Genomic DNA, 18,349 nt, shown 5'->3' with positions numbered 1-18,349 from the left:
TTGTTTTTCCCGATCGGTGAGAACCCTTGTCTTAAGGGCCGATCCGTTTATTCACAAAAAACAAGCCATCCTGGACTAAAGCGAAGGATGGCTTGTTTTTTTAATTTTCATTTTGCTATTCTTCATCCCGGCCTTGATTCGTCCTCGTGATAGCTGCCCAACCTTATTTCAGCCTGTATAGGTCGATTGATTTAGGTAAATCAACAAAATACTTGCATCTACTTAAAAATTAACTTGAAATACTTAAAATTTATGATAAATTTACTTACAAGAGGTGAAAATGATGTATCAAGAAGAACGATTACTGAAAATACTCGACTATATTAATAAACACCACGCGATGAGTGTGATGGATATTTGTTCGCTTCTAAATGTATCTAGGGATACGGCCCGAAGAGATATTGTTAAATTAGTGCAAGAAGGGGTCGTTATTCGTACACACGGAGGTGTCGCTCTCCCTCAATTGCAGAAAGAAATAGCCACTTATCAGGAACGTTTAATTGACGAAACAGACAGTAAAAGAAAAATCGGGAAGTTAGCGGCTAAACTAGTTCAAGATCACGAAACCGTCATTTTGGACGTATCCACTACGGTACAGTCCGCAGCCGAACAAATTTCAGCTAAACATATTACGGCGGTCACGCACTCCATAGACATTGTGGGGATTCTGTCCGGCCGGGAAGATCTGCAAGTTTATGTGCTCGGTGGCTATTTACATGCCAAAAACCGGTTGTTATACGGACCTTCCGTCATCGAGAAGCTAAGGGAATTAAGAGCCGATAAGGCATTTATCGGAGCTACGGCTATACGAGCCGATGGGCTTTACTTTCCGTACGAAGAGGATGTTTCGGTTAAAAAGGAGATGGCCCGCAGATCGGATCAGGTCATTGTTGTGGCAGATTCTACGAAGTTTACAAGCAAGTCGGTTTATCGGTTAGATTTTGATTTTGTAGATATTTTGATTACCGATCAAGAAGTGCCTTTCGCTATTAGAGAAGTACTTCATACTAAAAATATAACGCTTATCCAATGTGAGGAGAAAGACAAATACGAGGAGGAATATAAAGATGAGTCTTAAAATTTTGCACAATGTAAACGTGGTTCAAGAAGATAACTCCGGTATGTCTGCCACACTTTGGATACGAGACGGAATTATTGAACGGATAGAAAGTGCCCTATCTGCTCTTCCGGAGGGCGACTATGAATTTATGGACGGTCAAGGTCACTTGTTAATCCCGGGCATGATCGATGTCCATATTCACGGCGCCAACGGTTTCGATATGATGGATGGATGCGAGACGAGTATTCAGGAGGTTTCGCGGGCTTGTGCAGCAACGGGCTGTACCTCGTTTCTGGCCACCTCCGTCAGCTCAACGATTGAAGAATTAATAGCCATGATTCGTAGTGTGAAACGTGTCGCAGGGCATGAAGCCGGGGCCAAAATTGCCGGGCTTCATCTAGAAGGTCCTTACCTGAATCCGAAGCGTAAAGGGATGCAAAATGAACGATTTTTACGACATCCGGATCTTACTGAAATGAAAGAAATCTTTGATGAAGCGGACGGGCTGATCAAGATGGTTACAATAGCTCCCGAATTACCCGGCGGGATGGAACTCATCTCTTTTCTGAAGGAAAGGGGCGTAATTATCGCCGTCGCGCATTCGGATGCCACATACGAGGAGGCCACGCAGGCCTTTGAAGCAGGAGCCAGTCATGTTACGCATTGTTTCAACGGCATGCGTCCGATTCATCATCGGGATCCCGGTCTGGTTGTAGCCGCGTTTGAACAAGAACATGTAAGCCTCCAAGCGATTGTAGACGGCATTCATTTGCATCCCGCGATCATTCGAATGATGCATCGTCTCAAAGGACCGGATGGCATGGTACTTATCACAGATGCTTTGCAAGCCATGGGGCTGGGTGATGGGAAATATATGTTCGGCGGCCATCCCGTTACGGTTTCCGAAGGTGTAGCACGCCTTGAGGACGGGACTTTAGCTTCCAGTACGGTTACGATGAATGAGGCACTTCGTCTAACCGTAGATACCGGCATTTCTTTAACGGACGCGGTTAAAATGGCATCAAGTTCACCTGCACGGCTGCTAGGACTTGCTGCTAAAGGTAAGATTTCCGCGGGTTTTGATGCCGATCTTGTCTTGTTAGACGAACAATTTCAAGTACAATGGACAATGATTAAAGGTTCTTTCGTCTAATTAACCAACATTTAAACTCGCTCCCCCCTCATCTTTAACCTTGGATTTTTACAATAGAGAAGGAAAAAAGATGAAAAACGGGGAGAGATTGTTATGCGTTTGTTTGAAATCCTACTTATTGGCTCCAATCTGGTTCTGGCGGTACTGCTTTTCATGAGGAATCGAAAAATCGGCCTGGGTGCAGGCCTTGCGGCTGTCTGCGCACTGAGCGTTCATCTGATTCAGGAAGGGTACCGCTGGCAATTGGTCCCCTCCTACTTCGCTGCGGTTATCCTGTTCATTCTGGTTGCCATAAGGATTTATCGAAATCCGAAATTCGTTAAACCCCGGAAAAAAACACGATACATCGGCTATTCTATAGTCGCCGTGCTGCTGAGTTTTTCTGTTTTCTTGGCACAGGCGATGCCGATATTGGTTTTGCCAAAGCCAGGAGGAGAAGCGGCGGTGGGAACCCAAATCTTTCACTTTACGGATTTCACGCGACAAGAGAGCTATCCTAATCTTCCGAAAAATGACCGCGAGCTTATGGTTAGAGTTTGGTATCCTGCAAAACCTCAATCCGGAAAAGGGGAACTGCTATTTCCAGAAGATCCGGCGCAGTTCAAAACATACAAGCAAAACTTCTCAGGAGTGTTCAAGATCCCCGCATTCATGCTCGATTACTGGAAATATACGCGCGGCTATTCCCATCTCAATGCTGAACTTCTCCCCGCTTCCGCGCCTTATCCCTTGGTGCTGATTAGTCATGGTATGGGTACCGGCAGCGTGCTGCATGTCTCTCAGGCAGAGAACTTGGCCAGTCACGGGTTTATAGTAGCTGCTATCGACCATACCTACAGCACAGCGGCTACCCTTTTCCCGGACGGGCGGATAACCGGGTTCGCGACAAAGACGCCGGCAGATGATTTTTACACATATGCCAAGCAGGTCGGAGCCGTGTGGGCAGCAGATATTCAGTTCGTCCTTTCGGAAATGGAACAGTTGAATCAAGACCCAAAATCCAGCTTGAAGGGCATGATGGATGTAAACCATGCAGGTATCATGGGGCATTCGTTCGGGGGCGGCGCTGCTTTTAACGCCACCTATTTGAGCGATAAGATCAAAGCCGGGATTGATATGGATGGAACGCTTTATGACCTGGAGAATAAAGGGCAGATGCCGAAGCCGTTCATGTTCCTTAACTCCGACAAAAGATCCATGCTTTCCGCGGCGATAAAGAACAATGAGGTTCCAGGCAGTATCCGGGCACAACTGGTGAAGGAGCAACGGATGATGGACGGTATCGGCGCCCATAACGGGCAGGTCATTCATATACGGGGAACGGACCATTTCAATTTTACCGACCTGCAGTTCTATACGCCGATGTTAAAATATACCGGTATGACCGGGAGCATTAACGGTTACAGAGGGGCTGACATTGTCAATTCTTATGTACTTGATTTCTTTACCAAACATTTGAAAAAGAATGGCGGTCAACGGCTTGACGATGGCCCCCATCCCCGATACCCGGAAGTTGAATTTCAAAAAGCTACTCTCGCGGCGGAATAAAATGCGGGCCTGGATTGGTTATTCCTTTTTTTCTGTCGCATAATAAATCAACGCAAGAACCGGTAAAGCTATCCCAACCCAAAACGCCGCTTTCCAGCCGCCCATGGCGTATGCCCATCCTCCCGTCGCTGAACCTAGAGCACCGCCAGCAAAAAAAATAGCCATATATAAGCCGTTAAGTCGGCTTCGAAACTCGGCTCCTAAGGAGAAAATAACACGCTGCCCAAGGACCAAATTTGCCGAAACTCCCATATCCAAAAGAATAGCCGCCACAACCAAGGTTAATAATGCGGATGTCGAACCGCCTTGAATAACAAAGGGAAGACTCACGGAAAGGATAACTAAAGCTAACGCGGCGCCTGTGGCAGGACGAATCCAGCCCCGATCCGCAAGCCGGCCCGCGACAGGCGCTGCCAACGCCCCGGATACCCCAACCAAAGCGAACAACGCAACTCCTTTTTGGGAGAAATGGAACGTCGGGCCGGTCAACATTAAAGGAACCGTAGTCCAGAACAAACTGAAAGTACCGAACACACAAGCGTGATAGAAAGCTCTGCGCTGCAGGACCGGTGTCGTTTTGAGCAAATGCAGCATGGAACCCAGCAGTGTGGAGTATCGAGCGGTGGTCAACGGCTGCCTTGCCGGCAGCACCATTGCCAGCACAAGCGCCAACACAAAAATCGCTGCGGCGGATAAGCAGTAGACAGCTCTCCATCCCATAAACTCCGCCACCATACTTGAAATGGGACGGGCAAGCATGATACCGAGCAACAAACCGCTCATCACATTCCCCACATTGCGGCCGCGGGTAGCATCCGGCGAAAGATGAGCCGCGTACGGCACTAGTGCCTGGGCCGCGACCGATCCCATTCCAATAAACATGGATGCGGTGAGAAACAGGCCAGTGCTTTTGACTGCTGCTGCAGCCGCCAAAACGATAGCCGTGAGGAACAATAACGTTAGAACAAGTTTTCGGTTTTCCAGTATATCTCCCAATGGCACGATAAATAACAATCCGATGACGTAACCGATTTGAGCAAGTGTTACAATCAAGCCCGCTGCCCCGGAAGATAATCCGAGTGCCGAACTAATGGGTCCCACCAAAGGTTGCGCATAATAAAGATTTGCGGCGATTAAGCCGCACGCGGCCGCAAGAATGAGAATGATCCGAGGCGAAACAGGTTTTTCGATGTTTGAATTTTCGATTGAATTCATCATCAGGCTCCTTTACTGAATGAGTAAGTCGTCATTACCGGAACGATCGTTCCGATATCATTAAAAAAATAAGTTTTTATAACATCTCAATTACAGTATTCATCATGTCATAAAAAGTTTTTTTGTCGGTTTTCACCTTGGATACGACATTGATACTATGATTGAGGTTTAGCAATAGGAATGATAGAGCCTTAATATCTTTCGAGGAGTCGATTTCTCCCGACTGCTGTCCTCGACTTAAAAGTTCATAAAAGGACCGCTCCAATTCCTCAAAACTGTCCCGTATCAATTTCCGCACATGTTCATCCGGCGAATCCAAACCGATCGTTGCGTTTGTAACTAAGCATCCTTTTGGCAAGTGATCATCAAATGCGAAAGCGATATGCCGATCAAAATAGTGCCGGATTCCATCTCTCGCAGACGGCGCGTTTGCCAAGAGGTTTCTTTTCTTTTGGCCTGTTTTTTTATAAAGTCGTACTGCTTCCACATAAAGCGTCTCTTTGTCCGTAAAGGTTTCGTACAAGCTTGACCTGCTTAATTCCATTGCTTTTAATAAATCCGGTATGCTTGCCGCTTCGTAACCTTTCTCCCAAAAAACCAGCATTGCCTTATGAAGCACGTTCTCCTTGTCAAATTCTTTTGAACGTCCGATGGTTATCCCCTCCCTATCTGTAGATACAGCATATCATTTCGGGAATGATCGGTCCAGTATTTTTGTCGGGAACCGGTCGGGGGCCGTAATCTGCCCGTCAGCGCAGTAACTTTGAATCCGGACCAGCTGCAGGGAGCCAACTTCCGGCAGGACTCCCCCCTCAGGATGGTTACTAACAGCAAGGTCGCCGCCGTTAATTTAGGTCTTGCAAATTGGTTTCACGGCCCCTTTTCCACTTCCCCCTTTATTGTACATATCTTCCACTTGAAATTAAAAGCTGCCTTCTTTATCTTAAAGTGTCCCCCGAATAGGATGGTTAGACGAGACGACTTTGAGCAAGAAATCGGGTGATTTGGCCTTTTGCACCCGTTCGGAAATCAATTCCGCAACCGGAGCGCCTCTTTTCCTACTTTATAAGTGAGGGCCTTAAACAAACCGAACGGAAGTGATGGAGTGGAAGACAAAGAAATCATACAGCTGTATTTTGCGCGCAATGAAAGAGCCATAGAAGAAACAGCCAAAAAATATAAAAATTATTGTGTTCGGATCGCCCATAATATTCTGTCCAACGCGGAAGATGCGGAAGAATGCGTGAACGATACCTTTCTTGGAGCGTGGAAAGCGATACCGCCGAAGTCACCCGCAAAGCTTTCGTCTTTTCTTGGGAGAATCACCCGGAATATCGCTTTGGATAAATACGATTATCACACGGCCAAAAAACGCAGCAAGGAATTTGAGACGATACTCGATGAACTGAACGATTGCTTATCCTCTTCCGATAACGTCGAAAGCCGGTATGAAGAAGAACAAATGGCTGAAGCTATCAGCCAGTTTTTGAAGACCCTAAATGAAGATCATCGAAATATTTTCTTGAGACGATATTGGTACTCCGATTCTATGACAGATATCGCGTCGCGATTTTCGATAAGTGAAAGCAAAGCCAAGTCGGTTCTGTTCCGGACACGAAAAAAACTCCAAATACACCTTAAGAAAGAGGGTTATGCAGTATGAATAATAAGGATCTCTTTAGAACGATAGGGTACATAGACGGCCAACTTATCGAAAAGGCTCATACGGCGAGACGCACGAATAAAAGAACCTATGCGCTATGGGGATCGGTCGCTGCCTGTGTCGCACTGGTTTCGGGGCTGGCGCTGTATGAGTCCCCCCCTATTCCCCAGTCTGCCTCCCCGCAAATTTTGCAGCAGGCACCGTCCGCGTCTCCGACCGGAATCCGGAAATTTCTAACGTACAACGGCTATCGTTATGCGTTCGTCGACGATGGCGCACCGTTTAAGTTCACGGGAACTGAGCCGGTAAAATCGCTCGGAACATTAGTAGTAGATATGAGCCGCGAGACCGGGAAGAATATCGAAGGCAGCGATGCGGAAAAGGACTATGCCGCAACTTTCGCCGTCGGGGGGGAACTGTACGAGATCCCGGCATACCCGTCTCATTTCCGGATTGCGGTTCAATATGAACAGAACTTCTACCTGGCGGAAATCGTCGCGAAGGTAAACGACTCCGCGATAACTGCCAAGGATTATCTGGATATGTCTAATCTTAAGGAACATGTGCGGGACATCCATATTCTGAATCATGCGGGGAATGACGTGCTGAAGAAAATGACGGACTCTGCTTCTGTGAAATCCATCATCGAAGGCCTTTACACGGCCAAAACGGCGGATTTAACCAACCGGGATTTCGAGGGCATCGCGGAGGCGCAATCCCAAGGGAAATCGTATCAACTGAAGTTTAACCTTAAGGACGGGACTAGCATGGCCATGTATATCATCCCGGAGTTAAAAATCGTGTCGATGGGAGATGCGTACTATCAATTGCCCGATCGTTTCTTGGAACAATCCGGCGATACCTTTAAAAACCTGAAACAAGACGCGCTCCCGCTCTACTAAGCTTGTGAACCTGAAACCAGCCCTGTTTATCCATTCCTCACGCGATTCCTAAAGGATACATTCTTGACAGTCGGCAAGCGCTTCGCTCCGAATTCCATATCCATGCAAAAAAAGCCCTGGAGGTTTCCGCCTCCAGGGCTTGCTGCGCGCTAACGTTAAGGAATGACCTTCCACACGTTGGTGCCGGTCGGTGTTTCGCCTTGTGTCCACCATTTGGCCTCATAGTTGACACCGTTGTAGGATACCTTGTTTCCGCCTACATAAACGGTAGTCGCACTCCAGGCCGGATACGTCGTTGTGCTACCGCCCGTCGTTTTGACCGTCACTACGGAAGAGGATGCAGATGCTTTGCCCAAGGAGTCGATAGCGGTCACGGTAAAGCTGTAGGAAGTGCCACTCGACAAGCCCGTGTTCGTGTAGGAGGTCGAAGTTGTCGTGCCTACCGCAACGTTATCGCGGTATACTTGATAACTAGCCGCTCCCGCTACCGATGCCCAGCTCAAGGAAACGCTGTTGTCCGTTACGGCTGTGGAAGCCAGATTCGTCGGAGCGGGAAGTGCGCTGCCTCCGCCGAAATCTACATCCGCTACATTGACGTAAGCGGTAGGCGCACCGGATACTTCCCAAATAGCCAGGATGACATGATAACCGGTTCTTTCGGGAACGTTACAATTCGTGGTGTAATAGTTGGTAGGGCTTGCACCGTTCAGATCCACTTGGCAGAAAGGCGTCAAGTCAAAGGAAGCTCTCGTCAGAGGGGCGTTCGGATTCCAGCCCGGCTTGGTGATGAAATATTTAAAGGTCGTTGTAGCGTGTGCGGCGTTCAGCTGCCATTTGAAAGCCTGTGGGCCCGCCTTCATAGGAACTTTGCTCCAACGTGTCGAGGTTTGCTCGTCAAGTTTGGGGAAGGTGTTACCGGCACTCGCAATGTGACCGTCGCCGGGACCTCCGTTAGGAAAGCCTTTGCCCGCTTCGGCGCTTTGCGGCTCGTAAGAGGCTCCTCCACAATCCGTGTTCACGTTGTTCTTGCATAAAAGCCCGCGGCTCGCGGGAACATCCAAATACCCGTGAGCCGAGCCGGTTTCGGGAAACAAAACCATCAGTAAAGCGAGCATCAGCAGCATTCCGCATGCGGCAACCAGTTTGTGCAGCCATGCGTGGTTCGGTAAAGCCAAATTCATCATTCATTCCTCCTCAGATTTGGGTTTTCAGCGCCAAAAGCGCTTACATTTCGTTGTTTTAAACAACATCACCTCCCTTAAAGTCTAGCGGCAACCCTTAGTAGAAACAGACTACTCATGGGTATATCTTCCATATTATAAGCCGAATCGGAGCCTATCACAATAATTTTCTAACAAAAAAAGGAGTTCCTGTAACGGAATGTCTCCTTTTCTGTGAGAATATTACACCTTCTTGAAATACGCGATGCCGTTCAGGGTCCAGCGTTCTGTGGCGGAGGCTTCCAGCCGAAGCTTCCACCGCCTTCACTTCCTCTCAAGTCAGGTCTCCTCGGCATCGGAAAGATCGTCGAACCCGGTTATGCGCTCATCGTGGAAGTTCACTATCACGCCATAAGGCTGCAGGATAGGCAGACTCCCCTCGGAGAACAAGATCGACCAGTGCATGCCGCCCCAGAATGTGAATTCCGGTCCGCCAATCAGCGGCGCTTCGTCCTCCGTTGCGGGATTAAGGCCCAGCTTGGCGACCAAGAAGTCTCTCGCCGCATCGGTATAAATCTTCACCCCGGCGATCCTCGCACGGATAAACTCGAAATCGACTTCATCCAAGCGATCGCGTGCGGGCAGCTTGATGGAGAAGAATACTGGATTTACTGAAACCGCATAGAGGCCTTGGGCGAACACTTCGCCGTGGTCACTCTCGTTAATCCGCAGATCGCCGATAGGCGAACCCAGAACCTCCTCCGTCATGTTCAGCACCCCCTTCTCTGCCTTGAACCTCGTTCCAAAGTAAGTTCTCAACCGTTCATTAAATTAAAGTATACTGTTTTATTCAATCATTTTCCAAGTATCTGTTTGTTGCTGGATATCCCACAATAGGGCGTACAACCCTTTCGCGGCCAGAAGGTTGGAATGGCTGCCCTGTTCGACGATGCTGCCGTTATCCAGCACGACGATATTGTCCGCACTTCGCACTGTTTTCAGGCGATGCGCAATGACGATGACGGTTTTGCCCTGTACAAGCCGGTCGATCGCCTGCTGAATGACGGCCTCGTTCTCCGGGTCCAGTGACGCCGTAGCTTCGTCAAGCAAGACGATAGGTGCATCCTTGAGAAGCGCTCGGGCAATGGAAATCCGCTGCTTCTCGCCTCCGGAGAGCGTACTTCCTCCTTCTCCGACAAGGGTGTCGTAACCGTTCGGAAGTTTCATGATGAAATCGTGGCAGCAAGCCTGGCGCGCCGCTTCCTCGATCTCTTCCATCGTGGCGTTATTGCGTCCGAAGCGGATGTTGCCCGCGATCGTATCCTGGAACAGATACACATCCTGAAAGACCATGGATACTTTGCTCAGCAGCGCTTCGGGCTCCATATCCCGGATATTTTCGCCGCCCAGAAGAATTTTTCCCCCGACAGGATCATAGAAACGCGCGATCAGACGCAACATCGTGCTTTTGCCGCTGCCCGAAGGACCGACAAGTGCCGTAAACGTACCGGCTGGGATGAACAGATTCACTTCACTGAGCACCGTTTGCCGGTTATAACCGAATGTGACCTGCTCCAGTTCGATATCATAAGCCGCCGGAGGCTGGCCTTTACCCGGCATAACCGGCTCCTGAAGAAGCCGTACAATGCGTTCACCCGCTTGTTCGTGATATCGGAATTCCGCATAATTTACAAGCGCCGCGGTTAGCGGATCGTAAATCCGGGTGCCGACGATGAGAAAAGAAACGAACACGACCAGATCCAGGCTGCCTCCAAGCAGAAGATGAACGCCGACCATGATCATGAAGGTAAGGCCGGCGCGGATACAGGCAATCGCACTCAGGACGATCGGCCCGAGCAGCCCTTCAATCCGGATGCTTTGCCGCATCAGCTCCCTGAACGATAGGGTCAGCCTTGTAAAGCTCTCCCCCGTCACGTTAAAGGCTTTGATGACACGGATGCCGTTCAGATACTCCTGCAGACGGTTGGCGGCATCGATTTTGGCGCGCATATGGTTGGCGCCAAGCTTATGCTGAATTCCGGAAGTCAGCATCACGAGCGCGACAGCCAGCGGAAACGCGGCGAATAAGGCAAGCGCCATACGCCAGTCCAGAAATGACAATCCCGCAATAGCGAGAACCGGCATGACAAGCGCGCCGATCATTTGCGGAACAAGATGAGAAATACCATGCTCGACCATAGTAAAATCGCCCATCATCATGTTTGCGAGATCTCCGGGATCCCGTTTGTTCAGAAAACCGAGCGGCAGCTTGCGCAAATGCTCGGCCAAGCGCGTCCGCCCTTCCGCCGCGGCGCTGTATGCATGACGGAATTGGGAACGGTATGCCGGAACTTCGCTGACATACATAAGGACCAGAGAGGCGGCCATGCCTCCGCATACCCACCACAGCCGCTCTGCTTGAAGAGCGGCCCCGGGTGACGCAAACGGTTCGAAAATGAGCCGCGCCGCTTCCACCAGCAGGGCGAACGGAATAATTCCGATCAGATTGGCCAGCGTCGTATAAAACACCGGCTTGATCAATGCGCGGGGGTTACCTGCCGTGATGTTGCGCAGTAAATCCATCGTCTGTCGCCTCCTTCTTCATGCCGATATGCCATTTCCCCGAATCCGTGTAGGTATGCCACATTCTGGCGTAGAGGCCGCCTGCGGCAACCAGCTCGTCGTGCTTACCTTGTTCGGTAAGTCTGCCGCCGCTCAGAACAAGTATCTGATCCGCATCGCGGATCACATGGAGCCGGTGGGCAATAACAAGAACCGTCTTCCCCCGGATTAACTCTTTGAGGGCAAGCTGCATCTCATTTTCGTTCTCCGGGTCCGCGAATGCGGTAGCTTCGTCCAGTACGAGAACGGGCGCGTTTTTCAAGATAGAACGCGCTACGGCAATCCGCTGTTCCTCGCCACCGGACAAGTAAACGCCGCCTTCGCCGATCCGAGTCTCGTAACCCTGGGGGAGCCTGCCGATAAACTCATGGCACTGTGCCGCTCTTGCGGCCGCATACACGTCTTCCGCAGCGGCGCCCGGCCGACCTACCGCGATATTGTTATACACCGTATCGTAAAAAAGAAATGTCTCTTGAAATACAAAAGCGACCGTATCCATTAAGTCCGTAACAGACATATCCCGCACGTCGACACCGCCGATACGGATAGCGCCCTGATTAACGTCCCAGAAGCGGGGAACCAGGTTCGCTACGGTAGATTTGCCCGCTCCGGACGGGCCGACCAACGCTGTAACCTGCCCTTGTGCGGCAGTGAACGAAATATTCGAGAGCGCTTCGCCGCTTCCGGCTTTCGCCTCGTACGAGAAGCTCACCTTATCGAAGGTGACGTCATATTGATCCGGTTTAACCGGGCGTTCGGGTTCCGGGATCGGTTTTTCCGCCAATAGACGGTCGATACGTTCTACCCCTTCGTCGATATCACGCAGGGTTGACATCAAATACATAATCTTAAACATCGGAGCCGATACACCCGGCGCCATGACAAGAAAAAACAGCAGCACGGAAGCGAAGGCGACGTTGCCCGGATCGCGGCTGAGCAGAAATACGCCGACCGGCAGCACGAAGGCCGCAAACGAAACCAGAATCACTTTAAAAATCAGAAAACCGTTCTGAAACTGGTCGGTGTATTTCACGCAGTAATCACGATAGTAAATCATATCGGCATAAAACTTGCGGAAAGAATGCACCGTCTGCCCAAACACCTTCACGGCAGGCATTCCGCGCACATATTGAATCGCCGAGCTGTTTAATCTCTCCAGAGCGTCGTGGTATTTTTTAACGTTTTTCTTCGTCTCCGGTCCTGTCATCAAAACGATTTGTACGCCGAAGCCGAGCAGAATCGGCACGATGCAGGCAAATGCCAGCCATACGTTCAAGTAAAACATAACGGTAATCATGAGAAGCGTAGACACCGCGACGTGAATGAGATCCGGCAGCTGATGGGCGACGAATGTTTCAATTTTCTCCACATTCTGCTCCAGTGTCTTCTTGACCGCTCCGGTAGACGTGCCGTTCAACCAGCCTAAAGGCAGCTTTCCGATGTGGGAAGAGAGCTTGATTCGCAGGCCGTACAAAATCCGGAAGGCGGCGATATGGGATAACAATCCTCCCGCGTACATCAGAACAAGACTCCCGATTAGCCCCAGGAGGGCAATGATTCCCCAACGGACCATGAACGAGCCGTCCGCTTCAGCAGGATGGGCCGCATGAGCAAGCAGTTCTTTCAGGATAAAATAAACCGATATGTAGGGAATCAGTTGGCCAATCGCGCTAAGCGCGGACAATATGCCGGACGCTGTGAGAAGACCTCGCTTCTCTCCCGCGATCTGCAGCAGCCGGGCCACGCCAGACTTGTTGCTCATAAGGTTCGCTCCTATTCTATTAACAGTGGATTTATCCCGATTTACTGTCCGCTCATGGCTTTCATAATCTCGTCGATCGCCACGATTTTTCCGAGCGGCATCGGCCCGATAACCGAACTGTCGTCCAGGACAAATACATGGTTGTTCTTCACCGCTTTTAGCCGGTTCCAGATCGGGTTGTCCTTCATCGCGGCCATCACACCGCCGGCAACGGGTTGGACATAGTTATTTACAATGAACAAATAATCCGGATCCGCTTCCGCCAGTCCTTCCAGATTAAAATTCCCCCCCTGCTTAAACGCCTCGACCGGTGTTAATGCCAGATCCTCATAGAAAACCTGCATCCGGCTCCTGTTGAAAGAAGTGAACTCTTTTCCGCTGAACATGGCGGCCAAGACCGTCTCTCCGCGTTTTGACGCCAGCTTTTCTTTGTATTCGGCCGCCTTTTTCTCATAATCGGCAATGACGCTTTCCGCCTTCTCTTCGGCTCCGATGACTTTAGCGATGATCCGAAGCTGCGCCTTCCAGTCCTCGCTGTGCGGTATAATGACAGTCGGGGCGATTTTGTTGTATTCAGTAAATTTGTTTTCATCTTCCGAGATGATCAAATCGGGGGATGCGGCCAGCAGCTTTTCCATACTCGGTTCCCGGCCAAGATCCATTACCTGCTTGCCTTCGAGCCGTTTTTTCAAATTAGGGAAACTGCCGATCATATCCATCCCCTGCGAAGCGTGCGGCGGCTCGCCGAGTACGGTCAAGTAGTCCAAATAAACAATGTATGGGGTAGCTACTTTCTCCGGCTTCTTATCGATCACAAGCGAACCTTTCGCATGTTGGATCGTACGCGGGAAAGCCCCCTTTTCACCAGTCGTTTGTGCTGCGGGTCCGCTTGACGGACTACCCGCTTCCTGGGAAGCGGTTTTCTCTGCATGGGAACATCCCGTCAGAAGAAGAATAAACAGGGCTGCTGCCCAAAAAGGTAACGTTATACGGCTGCGTATCATGTGTGCTAACCCTCTCTCTTTGTTGATAATGATTTTCACTCTCGATCAATCAACATCCTATACCAATTCTTTCTTCCTTGCCGCCTCCATACGGATTTTAAAGCGGTAAGACGGATTTTTTTATCGGGCGAATCTAACAAAAAAAACACCGGATGCAGGCATCCGGCGTCTCTTAAATGAATGAACGTAGCGATCAAAAAACAGTCGAGGAACTCCTCATGAATTCTCCCGGATTAACCCCATAGTGCTTGCGGAAAGCATCGGCAAAATAACTGGAATTCGTATATCCGACGTAAGCCGCAGCCTCCCCCACCCGAAACCGGCCGCTCTGAAGCAATTGTTTCGCTTTTTCCAGTCTTTGCTCGCGCAAATATCCGAATACGGTCGTACCGTAAACTTTCTTGAATCCGGCTTTCAATTTAAAATCGTTTAACCCGGCAATCCGGGACAGCTCCAGCAAAGACGGCGGACACTCCATCCGTTCCAGCAAAATTTCCCTCGCACGGCGAATCTTCTCCAGCTCGCTTCGAGTCATGGAAAACGCGGAAGGACCGGGTTCGTTTTCAAACAGCAGCTGCTGAAACGATAAAGATAGCATTTCAAGAACTTTACATTCCATATGAATGTTGCGGACTGCCTGGGAGAACGGCATATGAATAAGCTGCTGGACGAGCTGGAGCATGGCGGGAGTTATCGCTTGTCTGTACTGATGGAAAGATCTGGAGCCGAGCAGACGATGGAAATCGGCCGTTTTGCCCTGAGCGATGTTTTCAAGATAATGATTGAAAGACGATACCGGAATATAAATACTTGCCGTTACGAGAGAGCGGCCGCCGGCAAAACAAAATTCTCCGGCCCCATGTCCCATAAGACCGAGATTAACCGTATTCGGACATAGTGGAATCTCAAGGCCGTTAACTTGTCCAACTCCCTCCCCTTCCAGACAGATCGACAGTTCGACCATCGGAATATCGAACCGGAAATTAACTTGTTTGTTCTTATATAACGTACAATTGGTGAGAACAATAATCAGTTCTGGTCTCGGTACGATGCGCAAAGCAAAACCTTCACCTGTCGAATCGCTTCTCTCCATATTCTCCGTCCGGTTCAAAGAACGATAGAAAAAATCCATTTGATCAAAAAACTGATTCACGTTGTCATGAACAGATTCAGTCATACTTTTCCCACCATTCCGAATTTTTCTAATCCCTGGATGCTTTAATGACAATGATATTGATAATCATTATCATTGTCAAGGAGTTCATTCTAGGGTTCATGGTTTGGAAGAACAAGTTCTAGCATAAAATCAGAAAAAGCCGCCCATTTGGCGGCTTCTTTAACGTCGTCTTCCATATCCGCTTTGATCTTCAGCTTCATCGAATCCGTGCTGTGCAGCATGCATTTCACGAGCGTAGGAATTGTCTCCGCGTTAACGCCATGCCGCAAAGCGGCTGTGAATTGGTTCTGAACGGACTGGTGTTTTTCACTCCTGACCGTTTGTAATCTGGGAAGTATGCAGCCCGTAGGGCGGCGCGACTTCAATCAAGGGTTCCTTGATGGCAACGATGCGTAACCGGCTTGTGTCCATCATCCATTGACCTTCCCGGACAAGGTGCGGCTTAACCTTAGCCTCGATTGCGCGGTAGATGGACGCTTTGTCAGCTGAGGTGACGTCCCGGAAGAAGTAATCGGCGAAACTGTCCAGCCAGTTCCTGACTCCTGTATCTCCCTTGAGCGGAGTGGGCTTGTCGAAGTGCTGAGCCAGCATAACGCGAAAACCGGTCTGCTCCAGCAGGCTGGCGTATTCGCCTATCGTGGGAAAATACCACGGGCTCCGTCCCGCCCACGTATAACCATGAGCTTCCAGCTCCTGCTCCATGGCGGTGGTCAGCGCGGCAACATTGCCTCTGCCGGCGAATTCGGCAACGAATCGCCCTCCTTCCCGGAGGGCCAGCCAGATGGTGCGGGCGACAGCGGGGGCATCCTTGACCCAATGCAAAACCGCATTAGAGAACACAGCGTCATATCGGACATCTGTCCGGTAATGACAAACATCTTCCACCTGAAAATTCAGTTCAGGATACTTCTGTCCGGCCCTCCTCACCATCTCCTCCGATAGGTCGATACCTGTGGGTACCGCTCCCGCGGCTGCGATCTTCGCCGTCAGGTCCCCAGTCCCGCATCCTACGTCCAGGATTCGTTCTCCGGATTGCGGCAGCAGCAGGGACAAGACCTCCGCTCCCGGTTTGACGACAAAATCCGGATTATCCTGATACACTTTCGAGTTCCGATGGTTGTTAGAAAGTTCGCTGCTCATAAGTTTTGTCTCCTTTTTTTATATGATTGACCATTCTCTTCCTTGAGGTCCGCCAACGCGTCGATCGATGCTTTGCTGTCGGAGGCTGCGGCAGTCCCGCCAATCGCACCGGTAACAATCCTTTATAGGACTTCAAAGATATTTTATATCTATAATTACTCAAACCTTAACAATCCGCTTTCTACTAACACGGACAATGTGGCTTGAGAGGCAACTCCGATCATTACGATGTTACTCAAATGCCGCTCCATCGCTTCCTCGGCAGTGAACATTGCCTGTTGGAAAGCTCACCGCGAATCCTAGCCACTTCAATCGGTATCCCCGATAGCGCCCGAAGCCGGCTCAATCAGCCCGCTTTCACCAGTTTCGTGTGGAGGGCATAGTTCGCCGCTTTCGGATACTTCATTTTCATCAACTTTACGTATCTATAATAACTATGATGCTGCCGGTCTGTCAACAATACCCCGAAGTACAGTATGAATAGTGCTCCGTCGAATTTCATTTTCAATAGAAGGGCCCAGACTTGCAATAACTTTGGAAATAGATTACTTTAAATCTGTTAAAGTTTGTCGTATAACAAGGCTTTTTGCCGAATGAACGGAAAAACCATATCGCGGGGAGATTTGTCATGGATATTACCCAAGATTTCATGGATGAACATTTTAAAACGTACGTTCTGGACCATTTTAGCGAGAATCCCGGACGGATTCAAACAGGCGATGTGGAAGGAATCGTCTCCCTTCAGCTTGCGAATCTGCAATTTTCCAGTCTGAAAGGGCTTGAACACTTCGCTTCTCTTGAGGAGCTTGATTGCTCGTTTAACAACTTGACGGAACTTGACATCAGTAGAAATGAAAACCTTACATTTTTGGAGTGCAATGGAAACAAACTACATTCTCTGGATACAAGCCATAACTCGAAACTGAAGAAGCTGTCTTGCAACAACAACGAAATCTATTCCATAGATTTGACGGCCAATGTGCAGTTGGAAGCACTGGATTGCAGTTTTAACCGCCTTAGGCATCTGGATGTCGGTCGCAATCCCATGATCACCAAGTTGATCTGCTGCTGGAATATGATTTCAGACTTGCATGTAGAGCAAAACCCCAATCTGCAGGAACTTAACTGCTCCTACAATTCCCTATTCAATTTGGAACTGAATCGGAATGCATCCCTCATGTACCTGGATTGCGGAAGCAATTATTTGATCGAAATGAATATAAAAGATGGCGCCGGCCTCGTTGTAATACGCTGCAACAACAATCATTTGAAGCATTTGGACGTAACTCAATGCCCGGTTTTAGAAAGCTTAAGATGCTTCCAGAATCATCTTACAAGCTTGGATCTCAGTCACAATCCGCTTTTGAACGAGCTTTACTGCTCGGAAAATAAACTCCCGGAACTCAATACTCGTTGTAATCCGATGCTGAAACGGCTGGATTATGCCGATAATCTGATTGTTGAGCCGGATCATACGGTCAAAGGAATGGGAACTTTTCAATACGACAGCTCGTTTTGTTCCTATCAAACCGCACTTCGCCATAAAGACAAGGAACTATCCGTTAGAGCGGATGTACCCGCCAAGGCGGATATGAAACGTCTGTCACCGATGATCAGGAAGACCTGGGAACGACTGGATCAGCTCCATGAGCAGGCAGCAGACCTGATTGCCCGTACACATCCTGACGAAGATGTTACCGAACTGGTCCTGTCCGAGCTCGAATTCGATAAAGACGCCACCATTCGGATTGGTTACGATGCAGGCGAGTCTCCGGCCGGACACCTGTACATTTACGCCGTATTTAACCGCAAGCATGAACTGAGCAGTCAACTCGTGTATGAAACCTATTAGTGAATCTGCCAAGCCTTTACCGAAGTTGAGTTGATGTTCATGGGTCCCCCGACATTTTAAAACTGTAAAAAAGCACTTAAGCGGAGCCTGC

General features: G+C 49.4%; 16 protein-coding genes. 6 read left to right on the top strand and 10 right to left on the bottom strand.

From position 1 onward, the window contains the following. Positions 1-283: 283 nt before the first annotated feature. From AC2TF6_RS13340 to AC2TF6_RS13330, 3 genes are all read left to right on the top strand, one after another. Positions 284-1,078, top strand: a complete 795-nt coding sequence (locus tag AC2TF6_RS13340) for a DeoR/GlpR family DNA-binding transcription regulator (protein ID WP_491311429.1) — start codon at positions 284-286, stop codon at positions 1,076-1,078. Then, complete coding sequence (nagA, locus tag AC2TF6_RS13335) at positions 1,068-2,213, top strand: N-acetylglucosamine-6-phosphate deacetylase (RefSeq protein ID WP_491311428.1); 1,146 nt, start codon at positions 1,068-1,070, stop codon at positions 2,211-2,213. The genes AC2TF6_RS13340 and nagA overlap by 11 nt, the downstream gene beginning before the upstream one ends. 93 nt (positions 2,214-2,306) lie before the next feature. Then, positions 2,307-3,761 carry an alpha/beta hydrolase family protein gene (locus AC2TF6_RS13330; RefSeq protein WP_491311427.1) on the top strand — a complete coding sequence of 485 codons (1,455 nt, stop codon included), beginning with the start codon at positions 2,307-2,309 and terminating at the stop codon, positions 3,759-3,761. 18 nt (positions 3,762-3,779) lie between these two features. Here the strand turns inward: AC2TF6_RS13330 and AC2TF6_RS13325 are convergent, their stop codons facing one another. Together AC2TF6_RS13325 and AC2TF6_RS13320 are read right to left on the bottom strand one after the other, a co-directional pair. Next, positions 3,780-4,976 carry an MFS transporter gene (locus AC2TF6_RS13325; RefSeq protein ID WP_491311426.1) on the bottom strand — a complete coding sequence of 399 codons (1,197 nt, stop codon included), beginning with the start codon at positions 4,974-4,976 and terminating at the stop codon, positions 3,780-3,782. Between the two features lie 76 nt (positions 4,977-5,052). Then, positions 5,053-5,595, bottom strand: a complete 543-nt coding sequence (locus AC2TF6_RS13320) for a TetR/AcrR family transcriptional regulator (RefSeq protein WP_491311425.1) — start codon at positions 5,593-5,595, stop codon at positions 5,053-5,055. A gap of 486 nt (positions 5,596-6,081) precedes the next feature. On the opposite strand from AC2TF6_RS13320, the gene AC2TF6_RS13315 reads away from it, so the two are divergent. Further along, positions 6,082-6,639 (top strand): RNA polymerase sigma factor, encoded by a 558-nt coding sequence (locus AC2TF6_RS13315; protein ID WP_491311424.1) that lies wholly within the window; start codon positions 6,082-6,084, stop codon positions 6,637-6,639. Next, complete coding sequence (locus tag AC2TF6_RS13310; RefSeq protein ID WP_491311423.1) at positions 6,636-7,541, top strand: hypothetical protein; 906 nt, start codon at positions 6,636-6,638, stop codon at positions 7,539-7,541. The genes AC2TF6_RS13315 and AC2TF6_RS13310 overlap by 4 nt, the downstream gene beginning before the upstream one ends. A gap of 155 nt (positions 7,542-7,696) precedes the next feature. Here AC2TF6_RS13310 and AC2TF6_RS13305 read toward each other — a convergent pair whose 3' ends face one another. The 8 genes from AC2TF6_RS13305 to AC2TF6_RS13270 all read right to left on the bottom strand — a co-directional run bounded on the left by AC2TF6_RS13305 (position 7,697) and on the right by AC2TF6_RS13270 (position 16,406). Further along, on the bottom strand, positions 7,697-8,725 hold the full coding sequence (locus AC2TF6_RS13305; protein WP_491311422.1) for a lytic polysaccharide monooxygenase: 1,029 nt from the start codon (positions 8,723-8,725) through the stop codon (positions 7,697-7,699). A 315-nt stretch (positions 8,726-9,040) separates the two neighbouring features. Continuing rightward, positions 9,041-9,469, bottom strand: a complete 429-nt coding sequence (locus AC2TF6_RS13300; RefSeq protein ID WP_491311421.1) for a hypothetical protein — start codon at positions 9,467-9,469, stop codon at positions 9,041-9,043. Between the two features lie 78 nt (positions 9,470-9,547). Further along, positions 9,548-11,284, bottom strand: a complete 1,737-nt coding sequence (locus tag AC2TF6_RS13295) for an ABC transporter ATP-binding protein (protein WP_491311420.1) — start codon at positions 11,282-11,284, stop codon at positions 9,548-9,550. After that, positions 11,253-13,085, bottom strand: a complete 1,833-nt coding sequence (locus AC2TF6_RS13290; RefSeq protein ID WP_491311419.1) for an ABC transporter ATP-binding protein — start codon at positions 13,083-13,085, stop codon at positions 11,253-11,255. Before AC2TF6_RS13290 ends, AC2TF6_RS13295 begins: the two co-directional genes overlap by 32 nt. 41 nt (positions 13,086-13,126) lie before the next feature. Continuing rightward, on the bottom strand, positions 13,127-14,089 hold the full coding sequence (locus AC2TF6_RS13285; protein WP_491311418.1) for an ABC transporter substrate-binding protein: 963 nt from the start codon (positions 14,087-14,089) through the stop codon (positions 13,127-13,129). Positions 14,090-14,282: 193 nt separating this feature from the next. Then, on the bottom strand, positions 14,283-15,266 hold the full coding sequence (locus AC2TF6_RS13280; RefSeq protein WP_491311417.1) for a helix-turn-helix transcriptional regulator: 984 nt from the start codon (positions 15,264-15,266) through the stop codon (positions 14,283-14,285). Between the two features lie 89 nt (positions 15,267-15,355). Further along, positions 15,356-15,535, bottom strand: coding sequence for a DUF6138 family protein (locus AC2TF6_RS13275; protein WP_491311416.1), 180 nt, complete (start codon positions 15,533-15,535; stop codon positions 15,356-15,358). Positions 15,536-15,572: 37 nt separating this feature from the next. After that, positions 15,573-16,406: a class I SAM-dependent methyltransferase gene (locus AC2TF6_RS13270; RefSeq protein WP_491311415.1), complete on the bottom strand. Its 834-nt coding sequence runs from the start codon at positions 16,404-16,406 to the stop codon at positions 15,573-15,575. 628 nt (positions 16,407-17,034) lie between these two features. On the opposite strand from AC2TF6_RS13270, the gene AC2TF6_RS13265 reads away from it, so the two are divergent. Next, positions 17,035-18,258, top strand: a complete 1,224-nt coding sequence (locus AC2TF6_RS13265; protein WP_491311414.1) for a leucine-rich repeat domain-containing protein — start codon at positions 17,035-17,037, stop codon at positions 18,256-18,258. Positions 18,259-18,349 lie beyond the last annotated feature (91 nt).

This window comes from Paenibacillus sp. JNUCC 35 (assembly GCF_058269095.1).
This window is presented reverse-complemented; position numbering and strand designations above follow the sequence as displayed.

Bases quoted from the DNA above. Each gene is read 5' to 3' on its own strand.
- AC2TF6_RS13310 (WP_491311423.1), top strand. From the start codon at position 6,636: ATGAATAATAAGGATCTCTTTAGAACGATAGGGTACATAGACGGCCAA.
- AC2TF6_RS13300 (WP_491311421.1), bottom strand. From the start codon at position 9,469: ATGACGGAGGAGGTTCTGGGTTCGCCTATCGGCGATCTGCGGATTAAC.
- AC2TF6_RS13340 (WP_491311429.1), top strand. From the start codon at position 284: ATGTATCAAGAAGAACGATTACTGAAAATACTCGACTATATTAATAAA.
- AC2TF6_RS13290 (WP_491311419.1), bottom strand. From the start codon at position 13,085: ATGAGCAACAAGTCTGGCGTGGCCCGGCTGCTGCAGATCGCGGGAGAG.
- AC2TF6_RS13265 (WP_491311414.1), top strand. From the start codon at position 17,035: ATGGATATTACCCAAGATTTCATGGATGAACATTTTAAAACGTACGTT.
- AC2TF6_RS13295 (WP_491311420.1), bottom strand. From the start codon at position 11,284: ATGGATTTACTGCGCAACATCACGGCAGGTAACCCCCGCGCATTGATC.
- AC2TF6_RS13325 (WP_491311426.1), bottom strand. From the start codon at position 4,976: ATGAATTCAATCGAAAATTCAAACATCGAAAAACCTGTTTCGCCTCGG.
- AC2TF6_RS13270 (WP_491311415.1), bottom strand. From the start codon at position 16,406: ATGAGCAGCGAACTTTCTAACAACCATCGGAACTCGAAAGTGTATCAG.
- nagA (WP_491311428.1), top strand. From the start codon at position 1,068: ATGAGTCTTAAAATTTTGCACAATGTAAACGTGGTTCAAGAAGATAAC.
- AC2TF6_RS13280 (WP_491311417.1), bottom strand. From the start codon at position 15,266: ATGACTGAATCTGTTCATGACAACGTGAATCAGTTTTTTGATCAAATG.
- AC2TF6_RS13330 (WP_491311427.1), top strand. From the start codon at position 2,307: ATGCGTTTGTTTGAAATCCTACTTATTGGCTCCAATCTGGTTCTGGCG.
- AC2TF6_RS13285 (WP_491311418.1), bottom strand. From the start codon at position 14,089: ATGATACGCAGCCGTATAACGTTACCTTTTTGGGCAGCAGCCCTGTTT.
- AC2TF6_RS13305 (WP_491311422.1), bottom strand. From the start codon at position 8,725: ATGATGAATTTGGCTTTACCGAACCACGCATGGCTGCACAAACTGGTT.